The sequence below is a fragment of the Corynebacterium choanae genome (genome assembly GCF_003813965.1).
Lineage (GTDB): Bacteria > Actinomycetota > Actinomycetes > Mycobacteriales > Mycobacteriaceae > Corynebacterium > Corynebacterium choanae.
The window spans coordinates 1,735,176-1,759,476 of record NZ_CP033896.1; the positions used below are offsets into that span (position 1 = coordinate 1,735,176).

Sequence of the window (24,301 nt, forward strand, 5' to 3'; positions counted from 1 at the left end):
GCCAACGACCTTAGCCGCTGCTGCTAGCAACGCAGAGCAAGACGACACCAAGCAGACTTGGCCTGAAAGCATAGTCACTTGGCTGCCGCAACTGTTTTACCTTGGCATGAGCATCAAACTACCAGGCGTGAGTCATCGCTGCTCACTCTAGCGCCGCACGGTGATACATAGCAGCTCACACTGTAACAACGGTACAGACCGAAAAGGCGTGCAAACAGCAAAATTCGAGCCCGTACCAAGCGTTAGCAGCTACCGGTGCCACACCCGGTCGTAGGCGGCGGTGTTGCCGGTTGGCCAATCTTTGGCAGCCCTAACCCCACACCAGTTTGACCAGTGGTGGGCATTTGACCTGCCTCGTGATGGTCACCCGCCTTGGTACGGCGGTGCGTCTGCACCCCGCTATCGGCCAGCAAAAAGTGCGGCGCCGCATCAGTGATTGTGACAGTGACAAAGTCACCAGGTCGGATCGACCGATCGATGGCACCCTCGTTCGCTGGATGAGGAGCAAAATGGACGAGCCTACCGTCCCGTGACCGTCCAGCTAAGCGACCCCGATCCTTACCTTTGCGCTGCTCACCTGCCTGCACGAGCAATTCCTGCTCTGTGCCAATCAGCCGGGTGTTTTCCTCCAGGCAGATACGTTCCTGTAAAGCAATGAGTCGACCATAACGCTCGGTCACCACCTCCGGTGGCACCTGGTTAGGATAGGTCGCTGCCGGTGTTCCCGGCCGTGGGCTGTATTGGAACGTAAACGCCGAAGCAAACCGTGCTTGTTCCACCACATCGAGGGTTGCTTGAAAATCTTCCTCAGTCTCGCCGGGGAAACCCACAATAATGTCGGTAGTAATGGCGGCATGCGGAATCTTTTCCCGCACCTTCTCCAAAATTGTTAAGAACTTCTTCGTTCGGTAGCTTCGCCGCATCTCTTTGAGAATCCGGTCGGAACCCGACTGCAACGGCATATGCAGCTGCGGACAAACATTGGGTGTTTCGGCCATCGCATCGATGACATCATCAGTAAATTCCGCAGGATGCGGGGAGGTAAAACGAACCCGCTCTAAGCCTTCAATTTCTCCGCAGGCACGCAGCAACTTCGAAAACGCGCTTCGATCACGTTCCAAATCAGGGTCTGCAAAGTGCACACCGTAGGCATTCACGTTTTGCCCCAGCAAGGTGACCTCTACCACGCCTTGCTCGACGAGTGCCTGCACCTCGGCCAGGATATCCCCCGGTCGGCGATCAGCTTCCTTGCCCCGCAGCGAAGGGACAATACAAAACGTGCAGGTGTTGTTACAACCAACCGACACACTCACCCAACCGGAATAAGCCGATTCGCGTTTAGCTGGGAGCACCGACGGAAACTGCTCTAACGCGTCAACAATCTCAACCTGAGCTTTGCGATTGTGTTCCGCTCGTTGCAACAACGCAGGCAGTGAACCGATGTTATGGGTTCCAAAAACCACATCGACCCAGGGCGCTTTCTCGACGACAACAGCTTTATCTTTCTGCGCGAGACAGCCGCCGACGGCAATCTGCATGCCCGGATGGCGTTCCTTGACACTTTTCAGAGAACCCAACGTGCCATACAGCCGCATGTCAGCATTCTCGCGAACAGCACAAGTGTTCAGCACTACAAGATCAGGTTCAACCGACTCCCCTGCTGGCTGATACCCGGCATCTTCCAACAGACCTGCAAGCCGTTCCGAGTCGTGAACATTCATCTGGCAGCCAAAAGTGCGCACTTCATAGGTGCGGGGGGCGATGCCGTTGGTGCTGGTCGCGGTCGATGTCTCTGGTTCAATCACGTTGGGCATTGTATTAGCACTCTGCCGTAGCGGAAAATCCCAGCATACCCCTGGACATGTTTTTTATTACTGGCCAGCACAAGACAAGCTCCTGGCAGTTGTCACAGGTGTCCGCTGTTTGGCCACACTGCACGTCCACATCGCTACACTCCTTGAAAATAGGAATCCTCCCGCACCCGTGACACAGCGCCGCTAGGTGTCGAGCTCTGCGAGCCGCTGCTCCAGAGCATCTTTTGCTACCGACATAGCCACCCCGCTGGGAAAGCCACGTCTAGCCAGCACGCCGACGATGCGTCGTAACAGTTTTTGATATTCCGCAAAGTCGACTGGTTTCCCGGTGATAGCGCGAGCCTTTTTTCGGGCGAGTTGTTCAGCAATACTGCGCTCGTCGTCATCATCAATCTGGGCAAGTGCTGCCGCGCGAATTGCTGATGCAACCCCTTTTTCGCGAAGCTCTTGGTCGAGCACACTGCGACTTTTGCCACGCCGCTCGTGTCGTTGGCGCACCCATTCATTGGCAAATGCAGCATCGTCAAGAAGGCCAGCCTGTGCAAAGTCATCAAGGACAAGTTCCACTAGTTCCGGTGGGAATTCTGCGGCAATAAGGCGCTGCTGTAACTCATAGCGCGACCGTGCTCGAGCATTGAGGATTGCCAGTGCACGCTGTTTCACCGGTGCTTTGTGTTGTTCGACGACTCGCTCGGCGGAAAACGAGGGTTGTTCATCAATTTGTGCAATCGCGGCAGAAAGCTTCGCGACAATGTCCTGCTTGCGAGATTTGTGATGTGCATCCATCGATATCTCCGTTCCTGCACCGCTACATTGACCGGCAACCGGGTTGCGAAACACTCCAGTGGCATTGTTTCCGATGATGCCGCGCGGGCGCAGCTCACCCCAACCGTTTATCTACACCGCCGGAAATCTTGAGCTGGCACAGATGTATTGCCCGCAAGCAATACATCTGTGCCAGCCATCACTGCTGCACCCCGTCTTGAAAAGAATTTACCAACAGGCCAGTAACTGATCGCTACGCCGCGATCACCATCACTGTGGGGCTAGTCTTCCATATCTTCGTCATCAAAGTCGACGTTTGGCACCACATCGATGGGATCATCGGTGAGCGCATCGTCGTCTTCGATCAACCCCACCTTAGCGAAAATCTTCTGTTCAATTTCGTCAGCAAGCTCAGGCGTACTCTTCAGATAGAGCCGAACCTTTTCCTTACCTTGACCGAGCTGATCGCCGTTATAAGTAAACCACGAACCGGACTTTTTGATGATGCCATTTTCGACGCCGAGATCGATAATGGACGACTCGCGGGAGATACCCTCACCGTAGATAATGTCAAACTCTGCAATCTTAAAGGGCGGCGACACCTTATTTTTGACCACTTTGAGTTTCGTCCGCGAGCCAATCGCGTCTTGACCGTCTTTCAGGGTTTGGATCCGACGAACATCGCATCGCACTGATGCGTAGAACTTCAGCGCCTTACCACCGGTAGTGGTTTCTGGGGACCCGAACATCACCCCAATTTTCTCACGCAGCTGGTTAATGAAAATCGCAGTGGTACCGGAGTTATGCAAAGCACCAGTCATCTTCCGCAGCGCTTGGCTCATCAACCGTGCCTGCAAACCAACATGGGAGTCACCCATCTCGCCTTCGATTTCAGCCTTAGGCGTCAATGCAGCCACCGAGTCGATAACAATAATGTCGATAGCGCCGGAACGGACAAGCATGTCGGCGATCTCAAGTGCCTGCTCACCAGTATCAGGCTGAGCAACAATGAGATTGTCCGTATCTACACCAAGTTTGCGGGCGTATTCAGGATCAAGCGCATGCTCTGCGTCAATGAATGCGGCGATACCATCAGCCTTTTGTGCCTGTGCAACCGCATGCAGCGCAACCGTAGTTTTACCGGAGGATTCCGGACCATAGATTTCAATAATGCGACCGCGCGGGAAACCACCAATACCTAGAGCAATATCGATCGCGGTGTTGCCCGAGCTAATGGAGCTAATCGGGGGACGATTATCGTCGCCCAACATCATCACCGCACCCTTGCCAAAATCTTTCTCGATCATGGCCATGGCGTCTTTCAAGGCCTTCTGGCGGTTTTCCTTTGTGGTTGCTTGAACAACAGCCTTTTTCTTCGGAGGCATGGGGTTTTTTACCGTTTTTCTCTTCGCTTTGGGTTTGTACAGGATTAGGTCTATTTGCAACGAAAGTCCAGGAGCAGGTTCTACCGGAAGGCAGACTGCGAAAAGGAGCGCTTCCTAGGGGTCGAACCGTTCCCAACACAGGTGGTAGGTGCGCGCGCACGCATCGTTCATCAAGTGCAAGGATCTACCATCACCGTGCTAGCTGGTGAACCTACAAACTTCGACTTTCCCGCACCGTGGCTGGGTTCCCAGGTTATTGGGCATGGTCTTGCTTGCAAGTGTTGTTGTTGACTGCCGCTAGGCGACTTGCCATTACTGTACTGGACAGGTGCACTAGCAAAGCATTCTACACGCACAGGTGTTCGATTGCGATACGACGTGTGACACCTGGGTTGAGGTCGCCCATCGTGCACACACTGCCCGCATATACACAGTCATTACTGGACAGCTGCGCGATCGATCGCAAGAGCGGCGAGTACCGTCATCTTGCGTGAGCAGATAGTGCGGGAGTGCTACTCGTCTGGGCCTAGCCGACGATCTTCGGGAATATCAAAATCGTCACAGAGCGCCCACCACACTTGTCGCAGATCCTCCCCCTGTTCAAGAAGCTCTTTGGGCGTGCGACCAAACTCTCGAACCACATGGTTATTGACAATGAACGGCCCTTGATACGGGCCGAATTCAGCCTCGATCAACCGGGCAAACTCGGTTTCCTGCACGGTCGAACCTCCTCGTCTGGTGGCTGGAATCACAGCCCCGAAAACTAAACAATGTTCAGGTTCTGCTCAGCTATGCGGTAGCATCCCCGGTGTGAACGATAACAGCAAAACCATAGTCAAGGACATCGCCTACTCTGCGGTGTTCGCCGCACTCATCGTGGCACTTGCGTTCTTCAGCATCCCAACTGCCGCGTCGGTGCCAATCGTGTTGCAAAACGCCGCCATCATTCTCACCGGACTTATCTTAGGTCCACGTCGGGGAACCTATGCGATTATCTTGTTCTTCCTGCTAGGCCTCATCGGCTTGCCAATTCTTGCCGGTGGACGTCCTCTCCTGCCTGCACTGGCCGGGCCGACCGTCGGCTACTTGGTGGGATATCTCCTCACCCCGTTTGTCGCCGGGATTATCTCTGCTGGGGCAACCCTTGCTCGTGTTCGGCTCTTCGTTTTCCTTGCACTCGGCGGTGTAGCAGCGCTGCTTACCCAATACGGTCTAGGTGTAGCTGGGCTGATGTTGCGCGCCGATCAAAGCCTCAAGGCGGCGCTCACCGCACAAATCCCATTCTTGCCGGTTGATGCAGCAAAACTCGCCGCGGTTATTGTCATCGCTTTCGGTGTGCACCTTGCCCTCCCCCATCTGCGCGGATTCAAACCTGTTGCTATCACCGCTTAACATCAACCTCGCCAGTGGCTGCTAATCCACTTTCGTCTGAGGTTGTCGCCTTCTGTGCTGCGGGGCTCGCCCGCCGGACAGAAGGCGACACTTGTTTTCCCCAGCGGTGCAAGCACAACCAACCACAGTGACCGCACAGCGATATGTTCCCACGGAACGCCAACGCCCCATTGATTGCTATCAGGCTTGCACCAGTTACCGCGACTAGCCCCAACGAGTCGCACCAATCCCACAGCAGATCATGGACACCCCACGTTGTGCATGGTTGAGCAGTACATGTAAGGACGAGTCAAGATGTCCCATATCGTCTTCCGTGATGTGCACTTGTCGTACGACAACCGACAGGTTCTCAGCGGAATCTCCCTCGACCTTGCCGAACAACGTATCGGCATCATCGGCGCCAATGGTGGAGGGAAATCCTCCCTGATTCGCCTCATAAACGGACTCAACACGGCAACCGAGGGTACAGTCACCGTCGACGGTATAAATCCTGCAACCCAAGGCCGGGAGGTGCGTCGCAAGGTAGGTTTTATTTTTTCCGACGCGGAAAATCAAATTGTCATGCCAACCGTGCGAGAAGACATTGCCTTCTCACTGCGTCGATTCAGACTCGGAAAACAGGAAACAGCCGCGAAAGTTCACGCCACGATGGAGCGTTTCGGACTGTCTGGACATGCGAATCACAGTCCTCATCTGCTATCTGGTGGCCAAAAACAGCTGCTAGCGTTAGCGTCAGTCTTAGTGCTGGAACCCGCGGTGGTCATCGCCGACGAGCCGACCACACTCTTGGACTTGGCGAATAGGCTCCACATTCAACAAGTCTTTGCTTCGCTCTCCCAGCAGCTCATTGTTGTAACTCATGATCTTGATTTTCTCGACGGATTCGACCGAGTGATTTGCATTGATCAGGGTGCCGTCGCCGCTGATGGACATCCTGATGAAGTACGCAAATTTTATATCCGCACCATGATGGGAGCATCCTAATGCGTGGCAATATTCCCCTTGGGGTGTATGTGGTTGCAGATTCGCCGCTGCATCGAATGCGCGCCGGATGGAAGTTTGTATCCACCATGGTAGTCATCGTGTTGGTTACACTTGTGGTGCGTGATCCAGTGGCGGGATTAGGGGTACTTGCCCTTTGTGTGGCTTTGTATCCGCTGGGGAAAATCCCCGCCCGGATTGCATGGGGGCAGGTGTGGCCGGCGCTACCTATTTTGGTGTTTATCTGTGCAGTGTTGATCTTCGATAAGGGGATCGCCGCAGCAATCACGCAATTCTTTTCGCTACTTGCCTGCATCGTAGTTGCCACTGTACTGACGTTGACAACCCGGGTTGAGGAGATGATGGATTTTCTTGACTGGGCATTGCAACCGCTTGCCCGGGTTGGTGTTCCGGTGCACTATATTACGCTGGCAATCTCACTGACGATCCGGCTGATTCCCTTGCAGCTAGCTACAGTACGAGAAGTCCTCGATGCGCGAAAAGCCCGCGGGTTGGAACGATCGTTATTTGCTTTCGGCACTCCAGTGGTCATTCGTTCCATTCGGCGTGCTGAACAGGTAGCAGACGCACTTGCCGCCCGGGGAGCTGTCGACTAGTAGCTACACACACCACACCTATCATCTGCTGGATACGCTGCGCGTGTCTGCTGTAGAAGACCCAGTAATCCGCCGACGATTATCGTTGCAACCGGTAGCACGTATCTCCCGGATGCACCACCACCGGTGATGGTGAAAAAACCTGCAGCACCTGCAGCTGGTGGAGATCGAGTGTTTCGATGAAACGAATATACTTCCCACCAACTCAGGTGCTGCAATGTGCTGTATTGAATTTGTTGCTAGTCGCATGCTTCAGACTGCAGGCAAGAGCACGGTACTACTGTTGGCCGCGCAATTCGCGAAGTTTCGCCTCTACCGCATCGTTGGCAGCCGTGCTGCTGGTGTCGCTAGATCCTTGGGTGAGCTGCCGGTCAACGTTGCTGTTGCCTGCTGAAAGTTCACCACCGTGCATCTCCGCGCGGATTGCTTCCAGGCGCGAATGACCGGCCATACGGATCGAGGCCTGTTCGACTTCTTCCATCCGTCCAGCGACAGAATTTTGCGCCAGTTCAGCGGTACCTAACGCTTTCGCATAACGAGCTTCGATCTTCTGCCGCACCTGGTCAAGATTCGGGGTCGACGAACCCGCGGTCACCGCATTCATCGACTGCAGCGACTCGGCCACCTTCTCCTGCATCTTGGCCTGTTCAAGCTGAGAAAGGAGTTTGGTGCGTTCCGCAACCTGTTCCTGCAGCTTCACCGAGTTACGCTCAACGGCACGTTTCGCCTCTTGTGCCTGCCGCAATGCCTGATCATGGAGCTGCTTGGTGTCTTCAACCGACTGCTCTGCTGTAACCAGCTGGGCTGCGAAAGCTTCCGCCGCATTCTCATAATCGGTGGCCTTTTTCATATCACCCTGTTCACGGGCTTGATCAGCCAGACTAATAGCCTGCTTGGTGTTGGCCTGCAGTTTCTCAACCTCTGCCAGCCGACGCGAGAGCTGCATTTCCAGCTGCCGCTGGTTGCCGATTACTGCTGCAGCCTGCTGAGAGAGTTCCTGGTGCTGCCGCTGCGCCTGCTCAATTGCCTGCTGAATCTGCACCTTCGGATCAGCATGCTGTTCAATTTTCGAATCGAATAGCGCGAGGAAATAGTTCCATGCTTTAGAGAAGGGATTAGCCATGATCAACTCATCGTTTCTAGGTTTGTGGGACGGATAGTGGTGTACGAGGGCACTGTCTTTTCCGTTTTTGGATCGAAAGCCAACATCTACGGTAGCGCCACAGGTAAAGTGTGCACTCTAGCTTAATGTACTGCTGCCGCAGTGCCGCGAATATTGGACAACAAACGCATTCCAGTCACAATCGATTGCCGAGTGTTTCCAGCACCTACGTCTGTGACCGCCGCGGCACCCGGTACAGTCGCACTAGATTGCGTGCACTGCAGCAAAGTCGCGGTCAGCGGTGGACATGGCCATCGAGCCAGCAGCTTCAATCAACACATCGGCCACATTGGTGCCCAGTGCGTGACACACTGCTGCAAGTAACTCTGAGGACACCTCTTTACGTCCTCGTTCGAGTTCAGAAAGATATCCGGGAGACACGCACGCTAATTCGGCAAGTTCCCGTAAAGTGATCTTGCGATCGGCACGGAACGCGCGCAATGCGGAGCCGAGCGCTTCCCGCAGCAGAGGCTGCGCGGAGCGTTGCGGCTCAAGATGCGCTAAATCTACGATTCTCGGGGCAGTTTTGGTAACCATCACCCTGCACAACGGTTCACCTGACGGTTTTGTTCCCACAAACCTGGCACCCGAAGGCCTCGACTGCTACTTTTCCACCGTGATCTTCCCCACATTTATGCGGTAAACTGGGGAAAAGCAATGAAGCACTAGCTGTGTTCTTCGCTGCACCGTGCAAGTAACAATTCTAACGCTGCGACAGTCACCGCTTGCCGGACGGTCAAACGATCACCAGTGATGATTTGCCGCGGATAGTTTCCATCAGCTTGCGACACCAATTCCTCACCTGCAGGTGCACCAATCAACCCCAATGGGAGAGCTTGAATAGCGTGTAATTGGCCACCAGGGCCGGCAAGTCCTACATAGGCTTCTCCTGCAGGATGTCCTTCACTAGGGCCAGGTCCTGCGACCCCGGTTGTCGACAGCGCCCATGTTGTTGCGGTACGCTGCTGCACCCCTTGCGCCATCGCTTGTGCACAAGCCGGACTTACCACCCCGTAGCGATCAATGAGTTCCTGATCAACCCCAGCAAGAACAGTCTTCAGGGAAGTTTGGTAGGTCACCAACCCTCCAGCAAGGCAGAGCGAAGCCCCCGGAACAGCCCCCAGAGCTGCGGCAAGCATTCCTGCTGTTAACGATTCACAACAGCTCACAGTGTCCCCGCGGGCAGTAAGTGTCCGTACCAGCCTTTCTGCGCCCGATTCGATGCGCAGCGCCAGCGACTGTTGCCGATCATCCACCTGCAACCCTCCTTGTCTCCAGCTTCTCCACCGCAGCATAGCCCTGTGCGGTGATATCGCTTACCACCTGTCAAACAACACCGGTCTAGTACTGGCTGGGAGCTGCACAATGCAACACATAGAGCTGTTACATACCTGCTTGCATGCTCCGCGTAGTCATCGGCGCACCACAGCCGAGAGTCTTCAAGCTAGCGCTTCGCTCCCGCGACCAACCCTCAGTGCTTGCACAAGCCATTCGTGTAAAAACTCATCGTTTCCAGCGTTATCGGCGACGACGGCGAGCCCCATCGCGCAATTGACGCGCCGCCAATAGATATTGAACACCGGTAAGCAGAGTGACCACAATCGCGGCAGTCATCACCAGCGCTTGTACCCACACCATCCACTGTGGGATAGGAATGAGATACAAACCAACAGCTACTGTTTGCAACACCGTTTTCACCTTGCCGCCCCGCGAGGCTGGCACCACATTGCCTTGGCGAAGTTGCAGCATCCGCCACAACGTAATGCCCAATTCACGCACCACAATCAACACCGTGGCAATCACCCACAGCTGACCGGTAAGGTTCAAACACACCAATGCGGTGATCATCAACGCTTTGTCGGCGATAGGGTCAGCAATCTTGCCAAAATCAGTGATTAATCCACGTTTACGGGCGATGTCACCGTCTAACTTGTCGGTGAACATGAGCAAGGCAAACACCGCAGTCGCCCACCACATCCAACTGGTGTAAATCCCGTCACCGCGCAGGACTAGCCAGGCGAATAAGGGGATCATCACAATCCGCAAACTCGTCAGCACGTTCGGCAGGTTGAAGTTACTGGGTTTGGACTGTGCTAAGGGGCGGGTTTGATTGCTCTGTGTCACGCTTTACCACCCTACCGGGTTCACTACACCTTCGCCCACGCTGGTGGGAGAAAACCTCAAGATTTCAGTGTTCCAACACGCTTTCACAGGTCATGTGCTGCTGGAGTATCGTCCTGCCTGACTCCGACGATCACTAACCCACCTGCCCTGTGCAGCGGATCAACGACAGGTGTATCGGAATTGTCCGGCTGCCCTAAGTCATCCAGGTAAAGTCTTCACTATGACATGTTTTGCAGTGCTGTACACCTACAATCCGGCCAGCCCCCGTATCGCCGAGATCCGGCCTGTCCATCGGGAATTCCTCAGTCAGCTCCTAGCCGACGGAAAACTCGTCGGTTCAGGACCGTTTACCGACACCACCGGTGGAGCGCTGATCGTTATTCGCTTAGACGACAACGCCACGGTCGATGATGCTGAACAGCTCATGAACCAGGATCCATTTTTCACCGAGAAAGCTATTGATTCCCGAGAAATTCGGCCGTGGAATCCGGTGCTCAATATCTTTTCGTAACCGGCAGGCGCCAATGGTGCGGACTGCCTGTGCGCTGAAACACCCAATAGTTTCGGCGACTTCAGCGAAACGATACATTCCAGCTTCGATTCGGCAACCAACTGTGTTGCACAAATAGTGCAGCTCCTTGCCACAGGCGAATGGCACCGCACCTGATCACTGGAGCCAAGCCCGCTGCCAACAAGAGACGGCTGCCCCGTCAACCAAGCAGAAACTATCCCAACATTTCATGGTGGTATTGGGACGAGATGGTTATCTGCTGTTGGTGGGGCAGCCGGATTTGTTTATCGCTCAGGGCGTATGTGAACAATCACGCTAGGATTCCCTGGTCATGCGATGCTGGGTACAAGGGCTACAGCTTGCCGATTTCACAGCACGCACCGAGTATGGCGTGCAGCTTGTAGCCTCATCGTGGTGCAGCTAGACGGCCGCCGACGAACGATGATCGCGGCGGGTTTTAAGCAGCGAAGCGATAGCGGTGATAGCCAACGAGGCGACAATCACAATCAGTGACACCACTGTTGGAATCTCTGGCACATGCACCGGCTCGCCACCGTTGATAAATGGCAACGTGTTTTCATGCAATGCGTGAAGCAGCAATTTGCCGCCGATAAACGCAAGAATAAATCCAAGACCATACGGCAGGTACACCAAGCGTTCAAGCAATCCGTCGAGCAGGAAGTACATTTGCCGCAGACCCATCAACGCAAAAGCGTTAGCGGTAAAGACAATGTATGGCTCCTGGGTGAGACCGAAGATCGCCGGCACCGAGTCGAAGGCGAACATCAAGTCGATAAACCCGATAGACACCAAGGCCACAACAAGCGGGGTCACCATCCGCTTGCCATCCACGCGGGTGATGAGCCGATCGCCATCAAAATGGGAAGAAACCGGAATAATCTTTCGCGTCCACTTCACTACCAGCATGTCGTCGATGTGGGTTTCCTCCACACCCCGGATCTCATCGACGATGAGTTTGACAGCTGTGTAGACGAGGAAGAAACCAAACAGGTAAAACACCCATGACCAGGCGTTAAGCGCAGCAGCACCAGCAGCAATAAACAGCCCCCGCAACACGAGGGCGATCGCGATACCGATCAGCAGTACTTTCTGCTGATCCTCCCGGGGAATCTTGAAGGAGGAAATGATCAGCGCAAAAATAAAGAGGTTATCGACGCTTAGCGATAGTTCGGTGATATAGCCGGCGAAAAATTCGATTCCGTGCTGATGGGCACCTTCCGGTCCGCCCCACTTCCACCAGAGGAAACCGCCAAATAGGCAGGCTAGCGCGATATAGAACAACATCCAGCCAGAGGCTTCCTTCATGCTTGGGGCATGAGGTTTGCGCACATGGGAGACGAAATCAAAAACAATAAACCCAAGAAGCACCACCACGGTGATGATCCAGGTTGTAGTTGTGACATGCATGATGGGGAAAGTCCACACCTTTCAGGGGTTCTCAACAACGACAAGTGCAACGTTGCCAACCAGGACGCGACACTTCCGTCGTGTAACTGCCTCCCAACGGAGGATGTTGCTCACACGGTGCTGTTGTGATCCGTTCGTCAGCGGTCGCAAGCCAGCAGCCAGTACGGTGCAGTGTTTGGACGCGCCTGGTGTACCAGAGGTCTCTCCCGCCGGTGACACCCGCTATGTTTCAAGCTGATGGCGGGGTCACTGACCGACAGCCCCGGGGCTTGCTGTAGAAGTCTGCAAGCGGAGGGTGTGCGACGTATTCCTTGCACACCCACCAATATCGACGTTGCAGGCAAGCTCCGTGTTGACGGGTGCTGTCGAAACGATTTGGGATACTCCCCTCAGGTGGGCGGTGATTTACACTACACGGTGTTCTCTAAGACCAACAATTAGCCGATTACGGTTCCCGCCGGTGCACGAGCCCTCACCCAGTCGGGCCGGTTAGCTCTAGCGCAAGTAATAGCCGGTGCGAAGTGGTGGTATCTCCGCCTGCTGCCGGATATGGTTGGTTTTCAACCACCGCGGCGGCAGCACTATTGCTGTGCTGCCGCCGCGGGGTCGAGTTGACGTTGTTCCCGGCTATGCCATGCCGGTGGTGGGGTTCGCGTCCACCACCCCACTGTTTTCACTAGTAGGGGCTTGGTCTGGGTTGCCGCCTTTAATCATCCAAATGGTTGATTCTAGGTCTTCTGGTTTCACCAGCACTTCCCTGGCTTTCGACCCTTCAGAAGGCCCAACGACTCCACGGGATTCCATGAGGTCCATGAGTCGGCCTGCTTTCGCGAAACCGATCCGAAGCTTGCGCTGCAGCATGGAAGTAGAACCAAACTGGGAGGAGACAACCAGTTCAACGGCTTGCAGCAGATCTTCCATATCGTTGCCGATTTCTTCATCGATCGCTTTGGCCGGATCAACTTTCTCTTCGGTTACCCCTTCGGTGTATTGCGGGGCAGCTTGTGCCTTGGCCGCTTCCACAACTGCTTGGACTTCCTCGTCGGTAACATAGGCGCCTTGAATACGTGTGGGGCGCGACGCACCTTGGGGAATAAATAATCCATCACCCATGCCGATAAGTTTTTCAGCACCTTGCTGATCCAGAATGACTCGTGAATCGGCTTGCGACGAGGTGGCGAACGCTAGCCGGGATGGCACATTTGATTTGATCAGGCCGGTGACCACGTCAACGCTGGGACGCTGGGTGGCGAGCACTAAGTGAATACCGGCGGCGCGAGCTTTCTGGGTGATGCGCACAATCGATGATTCGATTTCTTTTGGTGCGGTCATCATCAAATCGGCGAGCTCGTCGACGACACACACAATGTAGGGATAGGGTTGCAGCTCCCGCTGGGATCCCTTCGGTGTTGGGACTTGCCCAGCTTTCACCTTCTGATTGAAGTCCTTGATGTGTCGGGTACCGGATGCTTTCATATCCATGTACCGCTGTTCCATCTCTTCAACGAGCCATTGCAGTGCAGCCGCTGCTTTTTTCGGCTGCGTGATGATCGGCGTGATGAGATGCGGAATTCCCTCGTATGGGGTGAGCTCCACCATCTTCGGGTCCACCAAGATAAGGCGGACTTCGTCGGGGCGGGCACGGGTAAGCAGCGAAACCAGCATGGCGTTGACAAATGCGGACTTACCGCTGCCGGTTGAGCCTGCCACGAGTAGGTGAGGCATTTTCTGCAGCGAATGAGTAACAAACTGTCCTTCAATGTCTTTGCCGAGACCAATCACCATCGGATCAGGGTTGCCAGCAGCACTGTCGGCGTGCAGCACATCGGAGAGGTTGACTACTTCCCTGTCAGAGTTCGGGATTTCGATACCGACGAGGGATTTCCCTGGAATTGGGGTAAGTAGTCGCACACTGTCATTTGCAACCGCGTAGGCGAGGTTGGGCTGCAGCGCGGTGATTTTAGAAACTTTCACCCCAGGGCCGAGTTCCACTTCATATTGGGTGACTGTGGGCCCGCGCATATAGCCGACGACTCGGGCATCGATTTTGAATTCTTGGAATACCGCAGTGATGTTGTCGATCATCTGATCGTTTGCACTGGACCGAGTTTTTGCAGGTTTGCCGGGTATGAGCAAATCAGCACTCGGAGGAACATAGCCGTGTTCCGGTTCTGGGTCGCGCCGTGGGGCAGGTTTCGGACCGGTTTGGAAGTAGGGGTTGTTCCCCGGGTTAGCGGAGTCTTTGGCAGCCGGCCGGGGTTGCATCCGGGCAGGTACTGCAGTGGCAGCAGCACCGGCGGCGGCACCTGCGGCAGCGGCGGCAGCTGTGCGTCCCGTGTTTTTGGCGGAGGCTGCCAGGTGGGCTGCCTGCGCCGCGCCGGCTGCCGTCCCGGCGACCGCCGCAGCTGAGGCGCTGCCCGCTACTGTCGCAGATTGTTTCCGTGTCGATGCCGGTGCAGGTGCTCGATTGATGTCAGCGGAAGCTGCCGCCCGCTGCGCGGGCTGCGCAGGTTGGATTGGTTGGGCTGCGGGCTGTGCAGGCACCGGGGTTGCGGGTGCGGCGGGTTCACGCAGTGATTCGTCTGGCTGCGGCTGGGACTCTTCAACTGTGGACTGGGCTGCTTGTCGCTGGTGTGTATCAAGCGGTGCCAACGTTTCATAGGTCGGTACCGAACGTTGCGGTGACACCCGCGAAGATTCCTGATCCTTCCCGGGGGTCTGGCGGGTTACCGGTGGTGCGACAGCTTCGTTCGGTGCAGCCGGTTGCGGCACTTCTGGTGTCGGGTTGTCATCCTGCCAGGAGGCTTGTTGTGCTGCCGGCGCCGGCGTCGCTGCTGCTGGCTCGACAGTAGGCTGGGCTGCTGGCGGATAAAACGATGATTCCAAGGCTTCACCGTATTGGGCGGCAGCCTCCCTGGGGGTTGGCCGTGGCCGAGGGCGGACAGCAGCGGTTGGTGCAGTCATCTCGCTGACCGGCGGATACGGCAACTCCACCGGAGAGGTCGGCGAGGTGGCTGTGTAGTCCTGTACCGGATAGCGCCGCTGTGGCTGGGCACCGTCACGATCGATGACGACAGTAGGTTCTTGCGCCGCATAGTCGTCAAAAGGCAAGGCATCATCGACATCGCTGGAATAGCGGTTCTCACCGTGTGGGTGAGCAGCCGACTCCAGGCTGTGATATCCCGCCGCCGGCGGTTCCTGGGTAAACCCAGCTGCCGCCATATCGGATTCTGCTTGCTCGCCACCATAGGCAGGCGTGCGTCGCTGATCCCCGGCGGCACCACTGTCAAACTTCACCAAATCGGCAAGGGTTTGCCGGGTTGACTCGGGGATCAATCCCACTACTGCAGCTGCCGCATCTTGGACGGCAATACCGGTAGTTTTTAACACCCCATAGATCACCAGCAATACCAGCAATGGAACAGCAATATAGGAGGTAAACCCAAGCGCTAAGGTACCGCCCACCAGCGCCCCGATGAGGCCGCCTGCGGCGGCGCGCCCTTCCGGCTCAGTTGGCAGTCCAGCAAAGACATGCACCATGCCAAGGATGGCAATAGCAACAAGAAGCAGCCCAACCACGACACGGGACTGCACCTGGTTGCGATCCCGGCCGACCATCATCAACCGCAGTGCCCACGCCACCAGCAGCAGCGGGATCACCAGCACGCCGGCACCAATCACATATCGGATGGCTGCTTCAAACCATTGACCGACAGGTCCTGCCACATCGAACCAAACCGCGGCACCGACCACAATCGCCAGCGCCATGGCGACGAGCGCCAAGGAGTCGGCATGACTTCCGCGTTCCCGATTTGCCCCGTTGTCGCCTGAAGACCGGGCAAATGCTGGCATGGTAGCTGGGTCATCATCCAAACTGCTTGCCGCATCAACATCGTCATAGCCGCGCGGTGCAGGTTTTTTCGCAGTCTGCTCAGCACGGGTGCGCGCAGTCGCCCGGTTGCGTGTCCGAGTCTGTGCTGAGGGCTGTTCATTCTCATCGGCAGATTTTGGCGATCGGCGCAGCAAACCGCCAACCGCCCGTACAGCGGAACCAACACCGTGGGCAATCGTTGACCCGGCCGCACCCACCGCATCACCAACAGCACCCACCGCGCTGGGGGTGCGTTCACTGGTCGTACTTGCTGCAACCTGCGACCGAGCGCCCATTGCTCGGGTATCCGGTGGGGGCAGCTCAGGACGCGACGGTCGCGTGGAACGTGATCGGGTGCCAGGAGATGTTCTCCGCTGGGTCGAAGGCATACCCTCTACTGTAAACCAAAATGCTCACACCAGTCACATAGGTCACAGCCTCCCCTTCAGCAGGGTGCTATTCCCCCAGTTTGCGCCACCACGCAGCAAAACAATCAAGACCTAAGGCTTGATTTTCGGCGTGTCGCAGGAGTCGCAGCCACCCAGCAACGACGCCCACCCCACCAGTGTGAATAATCAGCATCCCCAACAGATCAGCAGCCGTGCGTCAGCAAACGTTGCCTCCCGGGAAATGGTGCGAAAAACTACACCGTGCTGGCAACGATATGTGACTTGTCGCCATCAAAGGTCACCCCGACCACCGGCCGATCAAAGCCCAGCAACAACAACTCCCCTACCGCACCAAATACGTGCACAACATCGCTTCCGCGCTTCGTGACACCGCGTCTATCCGCACACAAAATACGCTTTCGACCATCCGGAACAACCACCACCGGACGGGTGGACTTGCGCAGCAACAACGGCAGCATTCGCTCTGCAATCACCGCCAGCGAATCTTCCATCTCCGCGGAATACTGACGCGGCTCCCATTGCGGCATTGCGCGGCGCACATCTTCGTGATGCACGAAATGTTCAGCCGCATTAACCATTCGGTCTGCCAACCGCATCGGCAACCACTGTGACTCCCGCGCCGCCCAAGAATCCACCAATGTCGCAAAAGGCTCGCGCTCGTACTCTCGACTACGTGCCTCAAGTAGCCCTTGTGCGGGAGTGAAAAACATACCGGCCGCCGCCAGCGGATGACGTTCCCGCACAAGTAAATGAATCAACAAATCACGGGTGTTCCATCCCTCACAGCAAGTCGGTGCGTCAGGTCCAACGTCGCGCAGCAACGCCGCCAGAGCATGTCGTTCATGTTGGGCAAGATCCATAACCGCCAAGCTTAACCGACGCCGACTGAAACGTTTCATCGAACCACTCAACGCCAACACTTATCGCTACCGAACTTTGGGGAAGCAATACCAACGCCTGACACAGCTCACCCAAATCACAGCTGTTTCCCACCACCTGAACCGATCGGCCTTTTCGAATCAACGAGTGGTCGTCTCAAGAAAAAAATCACCGCAAGAGTGCAGAAAGAACACACGGACAGGTCTTCACAACCACCGAATCGGGGGCACTGACACCCTACCCCCGTCGCCTGCCCGGCTGACAATAACTGAAGTGATGCTTAAGCAACTAAAGCTCCCGTTTTTCTCGCCCGCCAACGCCGATTTTTCCACTCCTCAGCCCTGCGCAACTTCGTTGTTCTCGCACCAACCAACGACCCGATCATCGACCATCTAGGCATTGTGGAAAATTGAACCATCGCACGTTTCCTTCACGCGGAACGTATGATCATTGACATTCACACAAACCGTGACCTACACCGCACCATCGGTGGGGATTCGAATAGATCACAACACAATTGACGACTGGCGCCCCGAGATGCATCCCCGTCCACGGCAACGTGGTCAGCCCCGGGAAACCAGGAACCATCCTCAAAAGAAAAGAGTCAATGACGATGCGCATCGCCATCCCTAAGGAAGTAAAAAACCACGAATACCGGGTTGCAATCACCCCTGCTGGTGTTCGCGAGCTGGTAGCCCACGGCCACGAAGTGTTCGTCCAACACGATGCCGGGGTTGGCTCCGGTTTCAGCGACGAGGACTATGTTGCCCAAGGTGCCACCATCACCCCAGACGCCGCGGCCACCTGGGAAACCGGCGAAATGGTGCTCAAGGTGAAAGAACCCATCGCCCAAGAATACGAATTCCTTCGCGACGATCTCTTGCTCTTCACCTATCTCCACCTGGCCGCCGACCAAGCAGGTACTGATGCGCTCCTCAAGGCTGGAACCACCGCAATCGCCTATGAAACCGTACAGCTCGATAGCGGACTGCTGCCGCTGCTCTATCCGATGAGTGAGGTAGCCGGCTGTCTCTCCCCACAGGTAGGCGCCAACGCGATGTTCGCCTACCACGGCGGCGGCGGTGTCCTGATGGGCGGTGTTGGCGGAGTGGAACGCGCCAAAGTTGTCATCCTTGGCGGTGGCACAGCCGGCCAAAATGCTGCCGCAATCGCCAGCGGCATGGGCGCCAATGTCACGATTTTGGACACTGATCTCAACAAACTCCGTGACATTTATTGGCGTTTCGACAACAAAGTCCAAGGCCTGGCTTCAAACAGTCTCACCATCGCCGAGCAAGTCACCCAAGCCGACCTGGTGATCGGATCAGTGCTCATCCCCGGGGCGAAAGCACCAAAACTGGTCACCAACGATCTCGTCAAAGAAATGAAACCGGGTTCGGTACTTGTCGATATCGCCATTGACCAGGGCGGCTGCTTTGCCGACTCGCATCCCACCACCCATGAAGATCCCACCTTCACGGTGCACAATTCAATCTTCTACTGTGTTGCAAACATGCCCGGTGCAGTACCACGCACCTCCACTATTGCGCTGACGAACGCCACACTGCCATATGCTGTGCGGCTAGCAGATCTGGGATGGCAAGAAGCACTCCGGCGTGATCATGCGTTGGCGCTTGGTTTGAACACTCACGCCGGGCACATCACGAACAAGCCCGTAGCCGATGCTTTCAACCGGGAGCTTGTCGCCGTCGACGACGTTCTTGCCCGATAACAGCTATCGCTGCCTAGGCAACCATCTATCTTGAAATCCCATACGATAAGCCCCGCTGCTGTATCACCGCTGCGAAACCTCCCAGTGTGAGTTCACTCGGTTTTGTCCCGCCTCGATACAAGCAACGGGGCATGTGTGTTGCCCCCCTGTGCTTTTTTGGTAGTGACCTACAGCAATAAAACCACACCCCGACTTCGCACAAAAAGGCTGTACGAAGTTGGGGTGTGGTTTTGCGTTGACGTCAGATCGGTAAACAGCCAGCTGGCAAATACAGCCGATCCTCAATCATCGAATCGAACCCACCCTGTACGGGGACAAAGCGATGTCCCCGAGGGAAGACGAAACACCTGTTACAGGCTTGGCCGGGAACGACGAACATCGTCCTCGTTCACCTCGACATCGGCGCTAGACATCGGCACCAGCGTAGGAACCACCATAGGACGGCGACGCCACTTCGACTCTACGAAGCGGGAAATCTTTCGCCGCAGTTTCTGTGCCATGCGGTAAGGGTCATTTTCCCCTTCAGTGGCGAGATTATGGAGCACATCGCGTGCCATGTCCCGCACCTCAGGCATCATGTCACCGGCATCATCAGAGAAGCCCTTAGTAGTTACCGTCGGCATGCCGAGCAGTAGGCCAGTGCGGTTATCCATCACTGCGGTAATCGAGATCAGACCACCCTCGCCCATAGAAGTACGATCGGCAAGCACTTCATCGTCAATATCACCCATGGTGACACCGTCGACATACAGGTGACCGATTGGGATTTGTCCAACGACCCGCGCGAGACCATCAACCAGATCGACAACGACACCGTTTTGCGCCAACACCACATTGTCACGTTCCACACCGGTGGATACAGCAAGTTCCTTATTAGCCCGCAGGTGGCGCCATTCACCGTGCACCGGCATCGCATTGACCGGACGCACCGCGTTATATAGGAACAACAACTCGCCGGCGAAGCCGTGTCCGGAGGTGTGGATCTTTGCATCTTTACCGGTAACAACTGTCGCCCCGATTTGGGCAAGCATATTGATCACACCGTAGACAGCTTCCTCGTTCCCAGGAACCAGCGAAGACGACAGAATAATAAGATCACCGTCGCGAACAGTGATTTGCCGATGCTCGCGGCGCGCCATCCGGGACAACGCTGCCATCGGTTCACCCTGGGTGCCGGTGGTAATCAGCATCACCTTGTGCGGAGCCATTTTTGCCGCATCATCCATGGTGATAAAGGTGTCTTTTGGTGCCTTCAAATAGCCTAACTGGGTGGCAATTTCCATATTGCGCACCATTGACCGGCCAGAGAAAGCAACCTTTCGACCAGCAGCAACGGCAGCATCCACTGCAGTCTGCACGCGGTAGACATTTGATGCGAAGGAAGCCAGAATAACGCGCTGTTTCGCATCAGCAACCAGACGATTCAACGTTGGGCGAATGTCTGCCTCCGAGCCGGAGATGCCCGGCACAGTAGCATTGGTCGAATCGCACATGAACAGATCCACACCCTCGTCGCCGTAGCGGGAGATTGCCGGCAAATCAGTTGGTTTGCCGTCTGTTGGGGTCTGGTCGAGTTTGATATCGCCAGTGTGCAGAATTGTCCCGGCACCGGTGGTGAGTACGACACCAAGACAGTCAGGGATCGAGTGGTTGACGGTAAAGAACCGCACCTGGAACGGCCCATACTTCACATCCGAAGTATTGGTTACTTCGGTGAGTTTTGGCTTTTGGCGATGCTCACGACACTTCGCAGCAATCAGCGCACAAGTGAATTTGGAGGCGACAATCGGCAAATCCGGGCGAAGTTTCAACAGCCACGGAATTGCGCCGATATGGTCTTCGTGGCCATGGGTGACCACAAGCGCCTCAACTTTGTCGAGTCGGTCTTCAATATAGGAGAAGTCCGGCAAAATCAGATCGACCCCTGGTTCCCCCGATGAGGGAAACAGCACACCGCAGTCAAGCAGCAAAAGGCGACCCTGATATTCGAAGACAGTCATATTTCGACCGATCTCCGAAATACCGCCGAGGGCGACGATGCGCATACCGTCGCGTGGTGCTTTTGGCGGCTCAGGTAGACGTTCAGTCAGGTCAGCGCCTTGCATCAGCTTCACAACGGTACGACCGGTTCGCCGTGACTGGCCTGCCGATCCGCGATTGTTCGAATTTTTTGGTGCACCGTCGCGGGATGACTGCTGTGCTGCCTGTGCGGCGGTGTCTTTGCCACGTCCACCACGCGAGCGGGTTCGTGAACCACGTCGTTTGGTAGCGGCTTGATCACCCGACTCGTTCCCGTTGGATGGTGTAGTTGCTGCGGCTTGTGTTTCTGCTGCCGCTGGCGGGCCGGCCTGCCGGGACGCCTTTCGGGATCGATTGCGGGGTTCTGTCATGAAATTACTCCAGCTTGTTGTAAATATTGTTGTAAAAGTGTTTGCTGCTCAACTGATGGCGGGATTTGTGGCAGTCGAGGATCCCCGACTGGCAGCCCGACAAGGTCAAGTGCAGCTTTCGCAAAGCTCACCCCGCCAAGCATGGCTTGGGCACGGGTCAGCGGTAGAAGTTCGTGTTGAATGCGTCGCGCCTGGGCAAGATCACCTGCAGCGCACGCATCATAGAGGGCACGCAATTTATCGGCGGCAACGTGGCCGACCACAGAGATAAACCCGGAAGCACCAACAGCTAGCCAGGCGAGATTCAAAGGATCATCACCGGAATACCAGGCAAGCTCTGTTTGCTGAATTAAGGCAGCAGCAGCTGCTAAATCACCTTTGGCATCCTTGACCGCGGCGACCGTAGGTAGCTCTGCTAGCCGAAGGATTGTCTCAGTTGCAATTGGTGTTGCTGTCCGGCCGGGAATGTCGTAGAGACAAATCGGCAAGTCGGTAGCTCCGGCTACAGCCTTAAAGTGCTGATAGACGCCTTCTTGTGGCGGCTTCGAATAGTACGGGGTGACCACTAGCAACGAGTCAGCACCAGCGTCGGCTGCTTTTTTGGCAAGCGCTACCGAATGTGCGGTGTTGTAGGAACCGGCACCAGCGCAAAGAATCACTTTGTCGCCGACTTCTTGGCGAATTTCTTTAATGAGGGTGATTTTTTCAGCGTCGCTGGTAGTTGGCGATTCACCAGTGGTGCCGCCAAGTACGAGTGCGTCACATCCTTGCGAGACCAGGGTTGCTGCCAGCTTTCGTCCGGCGGCAACGTCAAGCGCCCCGTCAGATCCAAACGGGGTCACCATTGCGACAGCGACAGTTCCGAACGAACTCGCGCCTCTGGTGGCAATCAATCCTGTACTCATATCTGTAAGGCTACCTGGAACTATCACAAATCTACATTTCGGGGTTCTATTTCGACCCGTGGGCACCGCCAACTTCCCGGTGTGACGGGTGTCCCCCGCCGCCATCCTCTGCCGTATGCAGCGATCAGCGATGTATCTTGTCTTGGAGCAGACCTCGTCGATTGCAGCATTGGTGTGCTGCTACCGGTTGCTATCGACCAGCTTGTGCAACGACTGGCTGCTGCGGTGCGGACTCTGCCCGAAAGCGGAGAGTGCGGGACACTATTTAGTAATCATTGACATACGGGGATGAGGCCATCACTGTACCGTCGCTGAGGGTGGTGATTTCGAAATCAGCAAACACCACCGGTGCCACCTTTTGCAGCTGCCGCAGAATTTCCACTGCCAGGTTACGCATCTCCGGATCGGCGTGTTCGGTGGCACGCATCCCTAAGAAATGTCTCCACGCCCGATAGTTTCCGGTGACGACCACCCGTGATTCTGTACAGTTCGGCAGTACTGCCCGAGCAGCTTGGCGGGCTTGTTTGCGTCGCAGCAACGCATTTGGTTCACCAGCAAACCGATCTTCTAATGCTTCAAGTAGTTCGGTGAACGCAAACCTGGCATCGTCGCATACTTGGTCAAAAAGCTGAGTAAGCACCGGATCTTGGGCGATGACTTCGGGGATGACCACATGTGCGTCTGGCCCGTCGTGCACAAACCGTTGCGATAGTTGAGAAAATGACAGATGCCGGTGACGCACAAATTCTTGGGTCAACGACCGGGAGATACCACGCACATAAAATGTTGCGCTGGCGTGTTCGAGTACTGCCATGTGCCCAACTTCGAGAATGTGGCGAAGATATGCCTCATTGGTGGCGGTTCGTGGGTTGGGTTTGTCGAAGGATTCGTAGCATGCTCGACCGGCGAACTCGGCCACCGCTTGTCCCCCCGGCGCGCTAGTGGAAAACGGAATGTCGACGGGTGGATGAAATTCGGTGGATGCGATGAGTTGGACCGATAGGCTGCTGTGCGTCGCCATAGGGTTCTCCGGGTCGGTGCGGTGGGTGGATTTGCTGGTGTCCTGGAATGGTTTAGATGTCGAGGTAGTGTTCGAGGCCTACTGTGAGACCGGGGTGGTTGCTGATGTTTCGTACGCCGACGAGTACCCCGGGGACGAAGGAGGTGCGATCGTAGGAGTCTTGGCGGATGGTGAGCGATTGGCCTTGGGCGCCGAAGATCACTGTTTCGTGGGCGACGGCACCGGTCATGCGGACGGCGTGGACGGGGATGCCGTCTACTGTTGCTCCGCGGGCTCCATCAAGGCTTTGGTCTGTTGCGTCGGGTTGGGGGTCCATGTTTGCTGCTGCGCGTGCTTCGGCGATGCCGCGAGCGGTGTGGATGGCGGTGCCGGATGGTGCATCGAGTTTGTTGGGGTGATGCATTTCGATGACTTCTGCGGAGGGGAAAAAGCGGGCGGCTTGTTTGGCGAATTCCATGGTCAGGACTGCAGAGATCGCAAAGTTGGGGGCGATAAGCACGTGTGCATCGGAGTTGTTGCACCACTGGCGTACTTGTTCTAGTCGGTCGTCGTCGAAGCCGGTGGTGCCGACGACGGCGTGGATGCCGTGTGTGGTGACGAATTCGAGGTTGTTCATGACGACTGCCGGGGTGGTGAAGTCCACGACGACGTCGACGTTGTTGTCTACCAGGGTTTGGAGGTTGTCGTCTTTGTCGATGGTGGCGGCAAGCTCGAGGTCGTCGGCTGCGGCGACGGCTTCGGCGATGGTTTGGCCTACTCGGCCGCGTGCTCCGAGGATTCCTACGCGAATGGTCATGGGTTTGTTCTCCTGTGGGTTGGTTGTTGGGGGGGTGTTGCTTGCTGGTGCAAGTGTGGTTCCCGGTTATGAGTGTAGAGCGTGTTGTGTGTTGGGGTGCAGTGGGCTTGGTGTGTTG

Annotated in this window: 20 protein-coding genes; 5 read left to right on the forward strand and 15 right to left on the reverse strand. The window is 56.0% G+C overall.

Annotated features, from left to right (window positions below):
• Window positions 1–242: 242 nt before the first annotated feature.
• From miaB to CCHOA_RS06275, 4 genes are all read right to left on the reverse strand, one after another.
• Window positions 243–1,814: a tRNA (N6-isopentenyl adenosine(37)-C2)-methylthiotransferase MiaB gene (miaB, locus tag CCHOA_RS06260; RefSeq protein WP_123928325.1), complete on the reverse strand. Its 1,572-nt coding sequence runs from the start codon at window positions 1,812–1,814 to the stop codon at window positions 243–245.
• 183 nt (window positions 1,815–1,997) lie between these two features.
• The gene (locus CCHOA_RS06265) at window positions 1,998–2,600 is read right to left on the reverse strand and encodes a regulatory protein RecX (protein ID WP_123928328.1); all 603 of its coding nucleotides are present in this window, start codon (window positions 2,598–2,600) and stop codon (window positions 1,998–2,000) included.
• A gap of 260 nt (window positions 2,601–2,860) precedes the next feature.
• On the reverse strand, window positions 2,861–3,964 hold the full coding sequence (gene recA / locus CCHOA_RS06270) for a recombinase RecA (protein ID WP_123928331.1): 1,104 nt from the start codon (window positions 3,962–3,964) through the stop codon (window positions 2,861–2,863).
• Window positions 3,965–4,476: 512 nt separating this feature from the next.
• The gene (locus tag CCHOA_RS06275) at window positions 4,477–4,683 is read right to left on the reverse strand and encodes a DUF3046 domain-containing protein (RefSeq protein WP_123928334.1); all 207 of its coding nucleotides are present in this window, start codon (window positions 4,681–4,683) and stop codon (window positions 4,477–4,479) included.
• Between the two features lie 91 nt (window positions 4,684–4,774).
• On the opposite strand from CCHOA_RS06275, the gene CCHOA_RS06280 reads away from it, so the two are divergent.
• The 3 genes from CCHOA_RS06280 to CCHOA_RS06290 all read left to right on the forward strand — a co-directional run bounded on the left by CCHOA_RS06280 (window position 4,775) and on the right by CCHOA_RS06290 (window position 6,954).
• On the forward strand, window positions 4,775–5,356 hold the full coding sequence (locus tag CCHOA_RS06280) for a biotin transporter BioY (RefSeq protein WP_123928337.1): 582 nt from the start codon (window positions 4,775–4,777) through the stop codon (window positions 5,354–5,356).
• Window positions 5,357–5,650: 294 nt separating this feature from the next.
• Complete coding sequence (locus CCHOA_RS06285; RefSeq protein WP_123928340.1) at window positions 5,651–6,340, forward strand: energy-coupling factor ABC transporter ATP-binding protein; 690 nt, start codon at window positions 5,651–5,653, stop codon at window positions 6,338–6,340.
• Window positions 6,340–6,954, forward strand: a complete 615-nt coding sequence (locus CCHOA_RS06290) for an energy-coupling factor transporter transmembrane component T family protein (protein ID WP_123928342.1) — start codon at window positions 6,340–6,342, stop codon at window positions 6,952–6,954. The genes CCHOA_RS06285 and CCHOA_RS06290 overlap by 1 nt, the downstream gene beginning before the upstream one ends.
• A 277-nt stretch (window positions 6,955–7,231) precedes the next feature.
• Here CCHOA_RS06290 and CCHOA_RS06295 read toward each other — a convergent pair whose 3' ends face one another.
• From CCHOA_RS06295 to pgsA, 4 genes are all read right to left on the reverse strand, one after another.
• A complete protein-coding gene (locus tag CCHOA_RS06295) occupies window positions 7,232–8,077 on the reverse strand; it encodes a PspA/IM30 family protein (protein WP_123928345.1) in 846 nt (281 codons plus the stop codon).
• Between the two features lie 243 nt (window positions 8,078–8,320).
• Window positions 8,321–8,653 carry a helix-turn-helix domain-containing protein gene (locus tag CCHOA_RS06300; RefSeq protein ID WP_123930931.1) on the reverse strand — a complete coding sequence of 111 codons (333 nt, stop codon included), beginning with the start codon at window positions 8,651–8,653 and terminating at the stop codon, window positions 8,321–8,323.
• Window positions 8,654–8,781: 128 nt separating this feature from the next.
• The gene (locus CCHOA_RS06305; RefSeq protein ID WP_245992092.1) at window positions 8,782–9,372 is read right to left on the reverse strand and encodes a CinA family protein; all 591 of its coding nucleotides are present in this window, start codon (window positions 9,370–9,372) and stop codon (window positions 8,782–8,784) included.
• 262 nt (window positions 9,373–9,634) lie between these two features.
• Window positions 9,635–10,240, reverse strand: coding sequence for a CDP-diacylglycerol--glycerol-3-phosphate 3-phosphatidyltransferase (pgsA, locus tag CCHOA_RS06310; protein WP_245992093.1), 606 nt, complete (start codon window positions 10,238–10,240; stop codon window positions 9,635–9,637).
• A gap of 220 nt (window positions 10,241–10,460) precedes the next feature.
• Between pgsA and CCHOA_RS06315 the strand changes: the two genes are divergently transcribed.
• Entirely contained in the window at window positions 10,461–10,751 is a 291-nt protein-coding gene (locus CCHOA_RS06315) for a YciI family protein (RefSeq protein ID WP_123928351.1), read from the forward strand.
• A gap of 420 nt (window positions 10,752–11,171) precedes the next feature.
• On the opposite strand, the gene CCHOA_RS06320 is transcribed toward CCHOA_RS06315, so the two are convergent.
• From CCHOA_RS06320 to CCHOA_RS06330, 3 genes are all read right to left on the reverse strand, one after another.
• Entirely contained in the window at window positions 11,172–12,179 is a 1,008-nt protein-coding gene (locus CCHOA_RS06320; RefSeq protein WP_123928353.1) for a TerC family protein, read from the reverse strand.
• Window positions 12,180–12,806: 627 nt separating this feature from the next.
• Window positions 12,807–16,439: an FtsK/SpoIIIE family DNA translocase gene (locus CCHOA_RS06325; protein ID WP_123928356.1), complete on the reverse strand. Its 3,633-nt coding sequence runs from the start codon at window positions 16,437–16,439 to the stop codon at window positions 12,807–12,809.
• A 254-nt stretch (window positions 16,440–16,693) separates the two neighbouring features.
• Window positions 16,694–17,359: a TIGR03085 family metal-binding protein gene (locus tag CCHOA_RS06330; protein WP_245992094.1), complete on the reverse strand. Its 666-nt coding sequence runs from the start codon at window positions 17,357–17,359 to the stop codon at window positions 16,694–16,696.
• 593 nt (window positions 17,360–17,952) lie between these two features.
• Here CCHOA_RS06330 and ald point away from each other — a divergent pair.
• Window positions 17,953–19,071 (forward strand): alanine dehydrogenase, encoded by a 1,119-nt coding sequence (gene ald / locus CCHOA_RS06335; protein ID WP_123930940.1) that lies wholly within the window; start codon window positions 17,953–17,955, stop codon window positions 19,069–19,071.
• Window positions 19,072–19,421: 350 nt separating this feature from the next.
• Here the strand turns inward: ald and CCHOA_RS06340 are convergent, their stop codons facing one another.
• The 4 genes from CCHOA_RS06340 to dapB all read right to left on the reverse strand — a co-directional run bounded on the left by CCHOA_RS06340 (window position 19,422) and on the right by dapB (window position 24,183).
• On the reverse strand, window positions 19,422–21,461 hold the full coding sequence (locus tag CCHOA_RS06340) for a ribonuclease J (protein WP_123928359.1): 2,040 nt from the start codon (window positions 21,459–21,461) through the stop codon (window positions 19,422–19,424).
• Window positions 21,458–22,366, reverse strand: a complete 909-nt coding sequence (gene dapA, locus CCHOA_RS06345) for a 4-hydroxy-tetrahydrodipicolinate synthase (RefSeq protein ID WP_123928361.1) — start codon at window positions 22,364–22,366, stop codon at window positions 21,458–21,460. The genes CCHOA_RS06340 and dapA overlap by 4 nt, the downstream gene beginning before the upstream one ends.
• Window positions 22,367–22,631: 265 nt before the next feature.
• The gene (gene thyX, locus CCHOA_RS06350; protein ID WP_123928364.1) at window positions 22,632–23,387 is read right to left on the reverse strand and encodes an FAD-dependent thymidylate synthase; all 756 of its coding nucleotides are present in this window, start codon (window positions 23,385–23,387) and stop codon (window positions 22,632–22,634) included.
• Window positions 23,388–23,439: 52 nt separating this feature from the next.
• Window positions 23,440–24,183 (reverse strand): 4-hydroxy-tetrahydrodipicolinate reductase, encoded by a 744-nt coding sequence (gene dapB / locus CCHOA_RS06355; RefSeq protein WP_123928367.1) that lies wholly within the window; start codon window positions 24,181–24,183, stop codon window positions 23,440–23,442.
• Window positions 24,184–24,301: the final 118 nt, after the last annotated feature.

What these genes read in the sequence shown, in the direction of transcription:
- miaB (WP_123928325.1), bottom strand. Translation starts at nt 1,814, where the DNA reads ATGCCCAACGTGATTGAACCAGAGACATCGACCGCGACCAGCACCAAC.
- CCHOA_RS06265 (WP_123928328.1), bottom strand. Translation starts at nt 2,600, where the DNA reads ATGGATGCACATCACAAATCTCGCAAGCAGGACATTGTCGCGAAGCTT.
- recA (WP_123928331.1), bottom strand. Translation starts at nt 3,964, where the DNA reads ATGCCTCCGAAGAAAAAGGCTGTTGTTCAAGCAACCACAAAGGAAAAC.
- CCHOA_RS06285 (WP_123928340.1), top strand. Translation starts at nt 5,651, where the DNA reads ATGTCCCATATCGTCTTCCGTGATGTGCACTTGTCGTACGACAACCGA.
- CCHOA_RS06290 (WP_123928342.1), top strand. Translation starts at nt 6,340, where the DNA reads ATGCGTGGCAATATTCCCCTTGGGGTGTATGTGGTTGCAGATTCGCCG.
- CCHOA_RS06295 (WP_123928345.1), bottom strand. Translation starts at nt 8,077, where the DNA reads ATGGCTAATCCCTTCTCTAAAGCATGGAACTATTTCCTCGCGCTATTC.
- CCHOA_RS06300 (WP_123930931.1), bottom strand. Translation starts at nt 8,653, where the DNA reads ATGGTTACCAAAACTGCCCCGAGAATCGTAGATTTAGCGCATCTTGAG.
- CCHOA_RS06315 (WP_123928351.1), top strand. Translation starts at nt 10,461, where the DNA reads ATGACATGTTTTGCAGTGCTGTACACCTACAATCCGGCCAGCCCCCGT.
- CCHOA_RS06320 (WP_123928353.1), bottom strand. Translation starts at nt 12,179, where the DNA reads ATGCATGTCACAACTACAACCTGGATCATCACCGTGGTGGTGCTTCTT.
- CCHOA_RS06325 (WP_123928356.1), bottom strand. Translation starts at nt 16,439, where the DNA reads ATGCCTTCGACCCAGCGGAGAACATCTCCTGGCACCCGATCACGTTCC.
- CCHOA_RS06330 (WP_245992094.1), bottom strand. Translation starts at nt 17,359, where the DNA reads ATGAAACGTTTCAGTCGGCGTCGGTTAAGCTTGGCGGTTATGGATCTT.
- ald (WP_123930940.1), top strand. Translation starts at nt 17,953, where the DNA reads ATGCGCATCGCCATCCCTAAGGAAGTAAAAAACCACGAATACCGGGTT.
- CCHOA_RS06340 (WP_123928359.1), bottom strand. Translation starts at nt 21,461, where the DNA reads ATGACAGAACCCCGCAATCGATCCCGAAAGGCGTCCCGGCAGGCCGGC.
- dapA (WP_123928361.1), bottom strand. Translation starts at nt 22,366, where the DNA reads ATGAGTACAGGATTGATTGCCACCAGAGGCGCGAGTTCGTTCGGAACT.
- thyX (WP_123928364.1), bottom strand. Translation starts at nt 23,387, where the DNA reads ATGGCGACGCACAGCAGCCTATCGGTCCAACTCATCGCATCCACCGAA.
- dapB (WP_123928367.1), bottom strand. Translation starts at nt 24,183, where the DNA reads ATGACCATTCGCGTAGGAATCCTCGGAGCACGCGGCCGAGTAGGCCAA.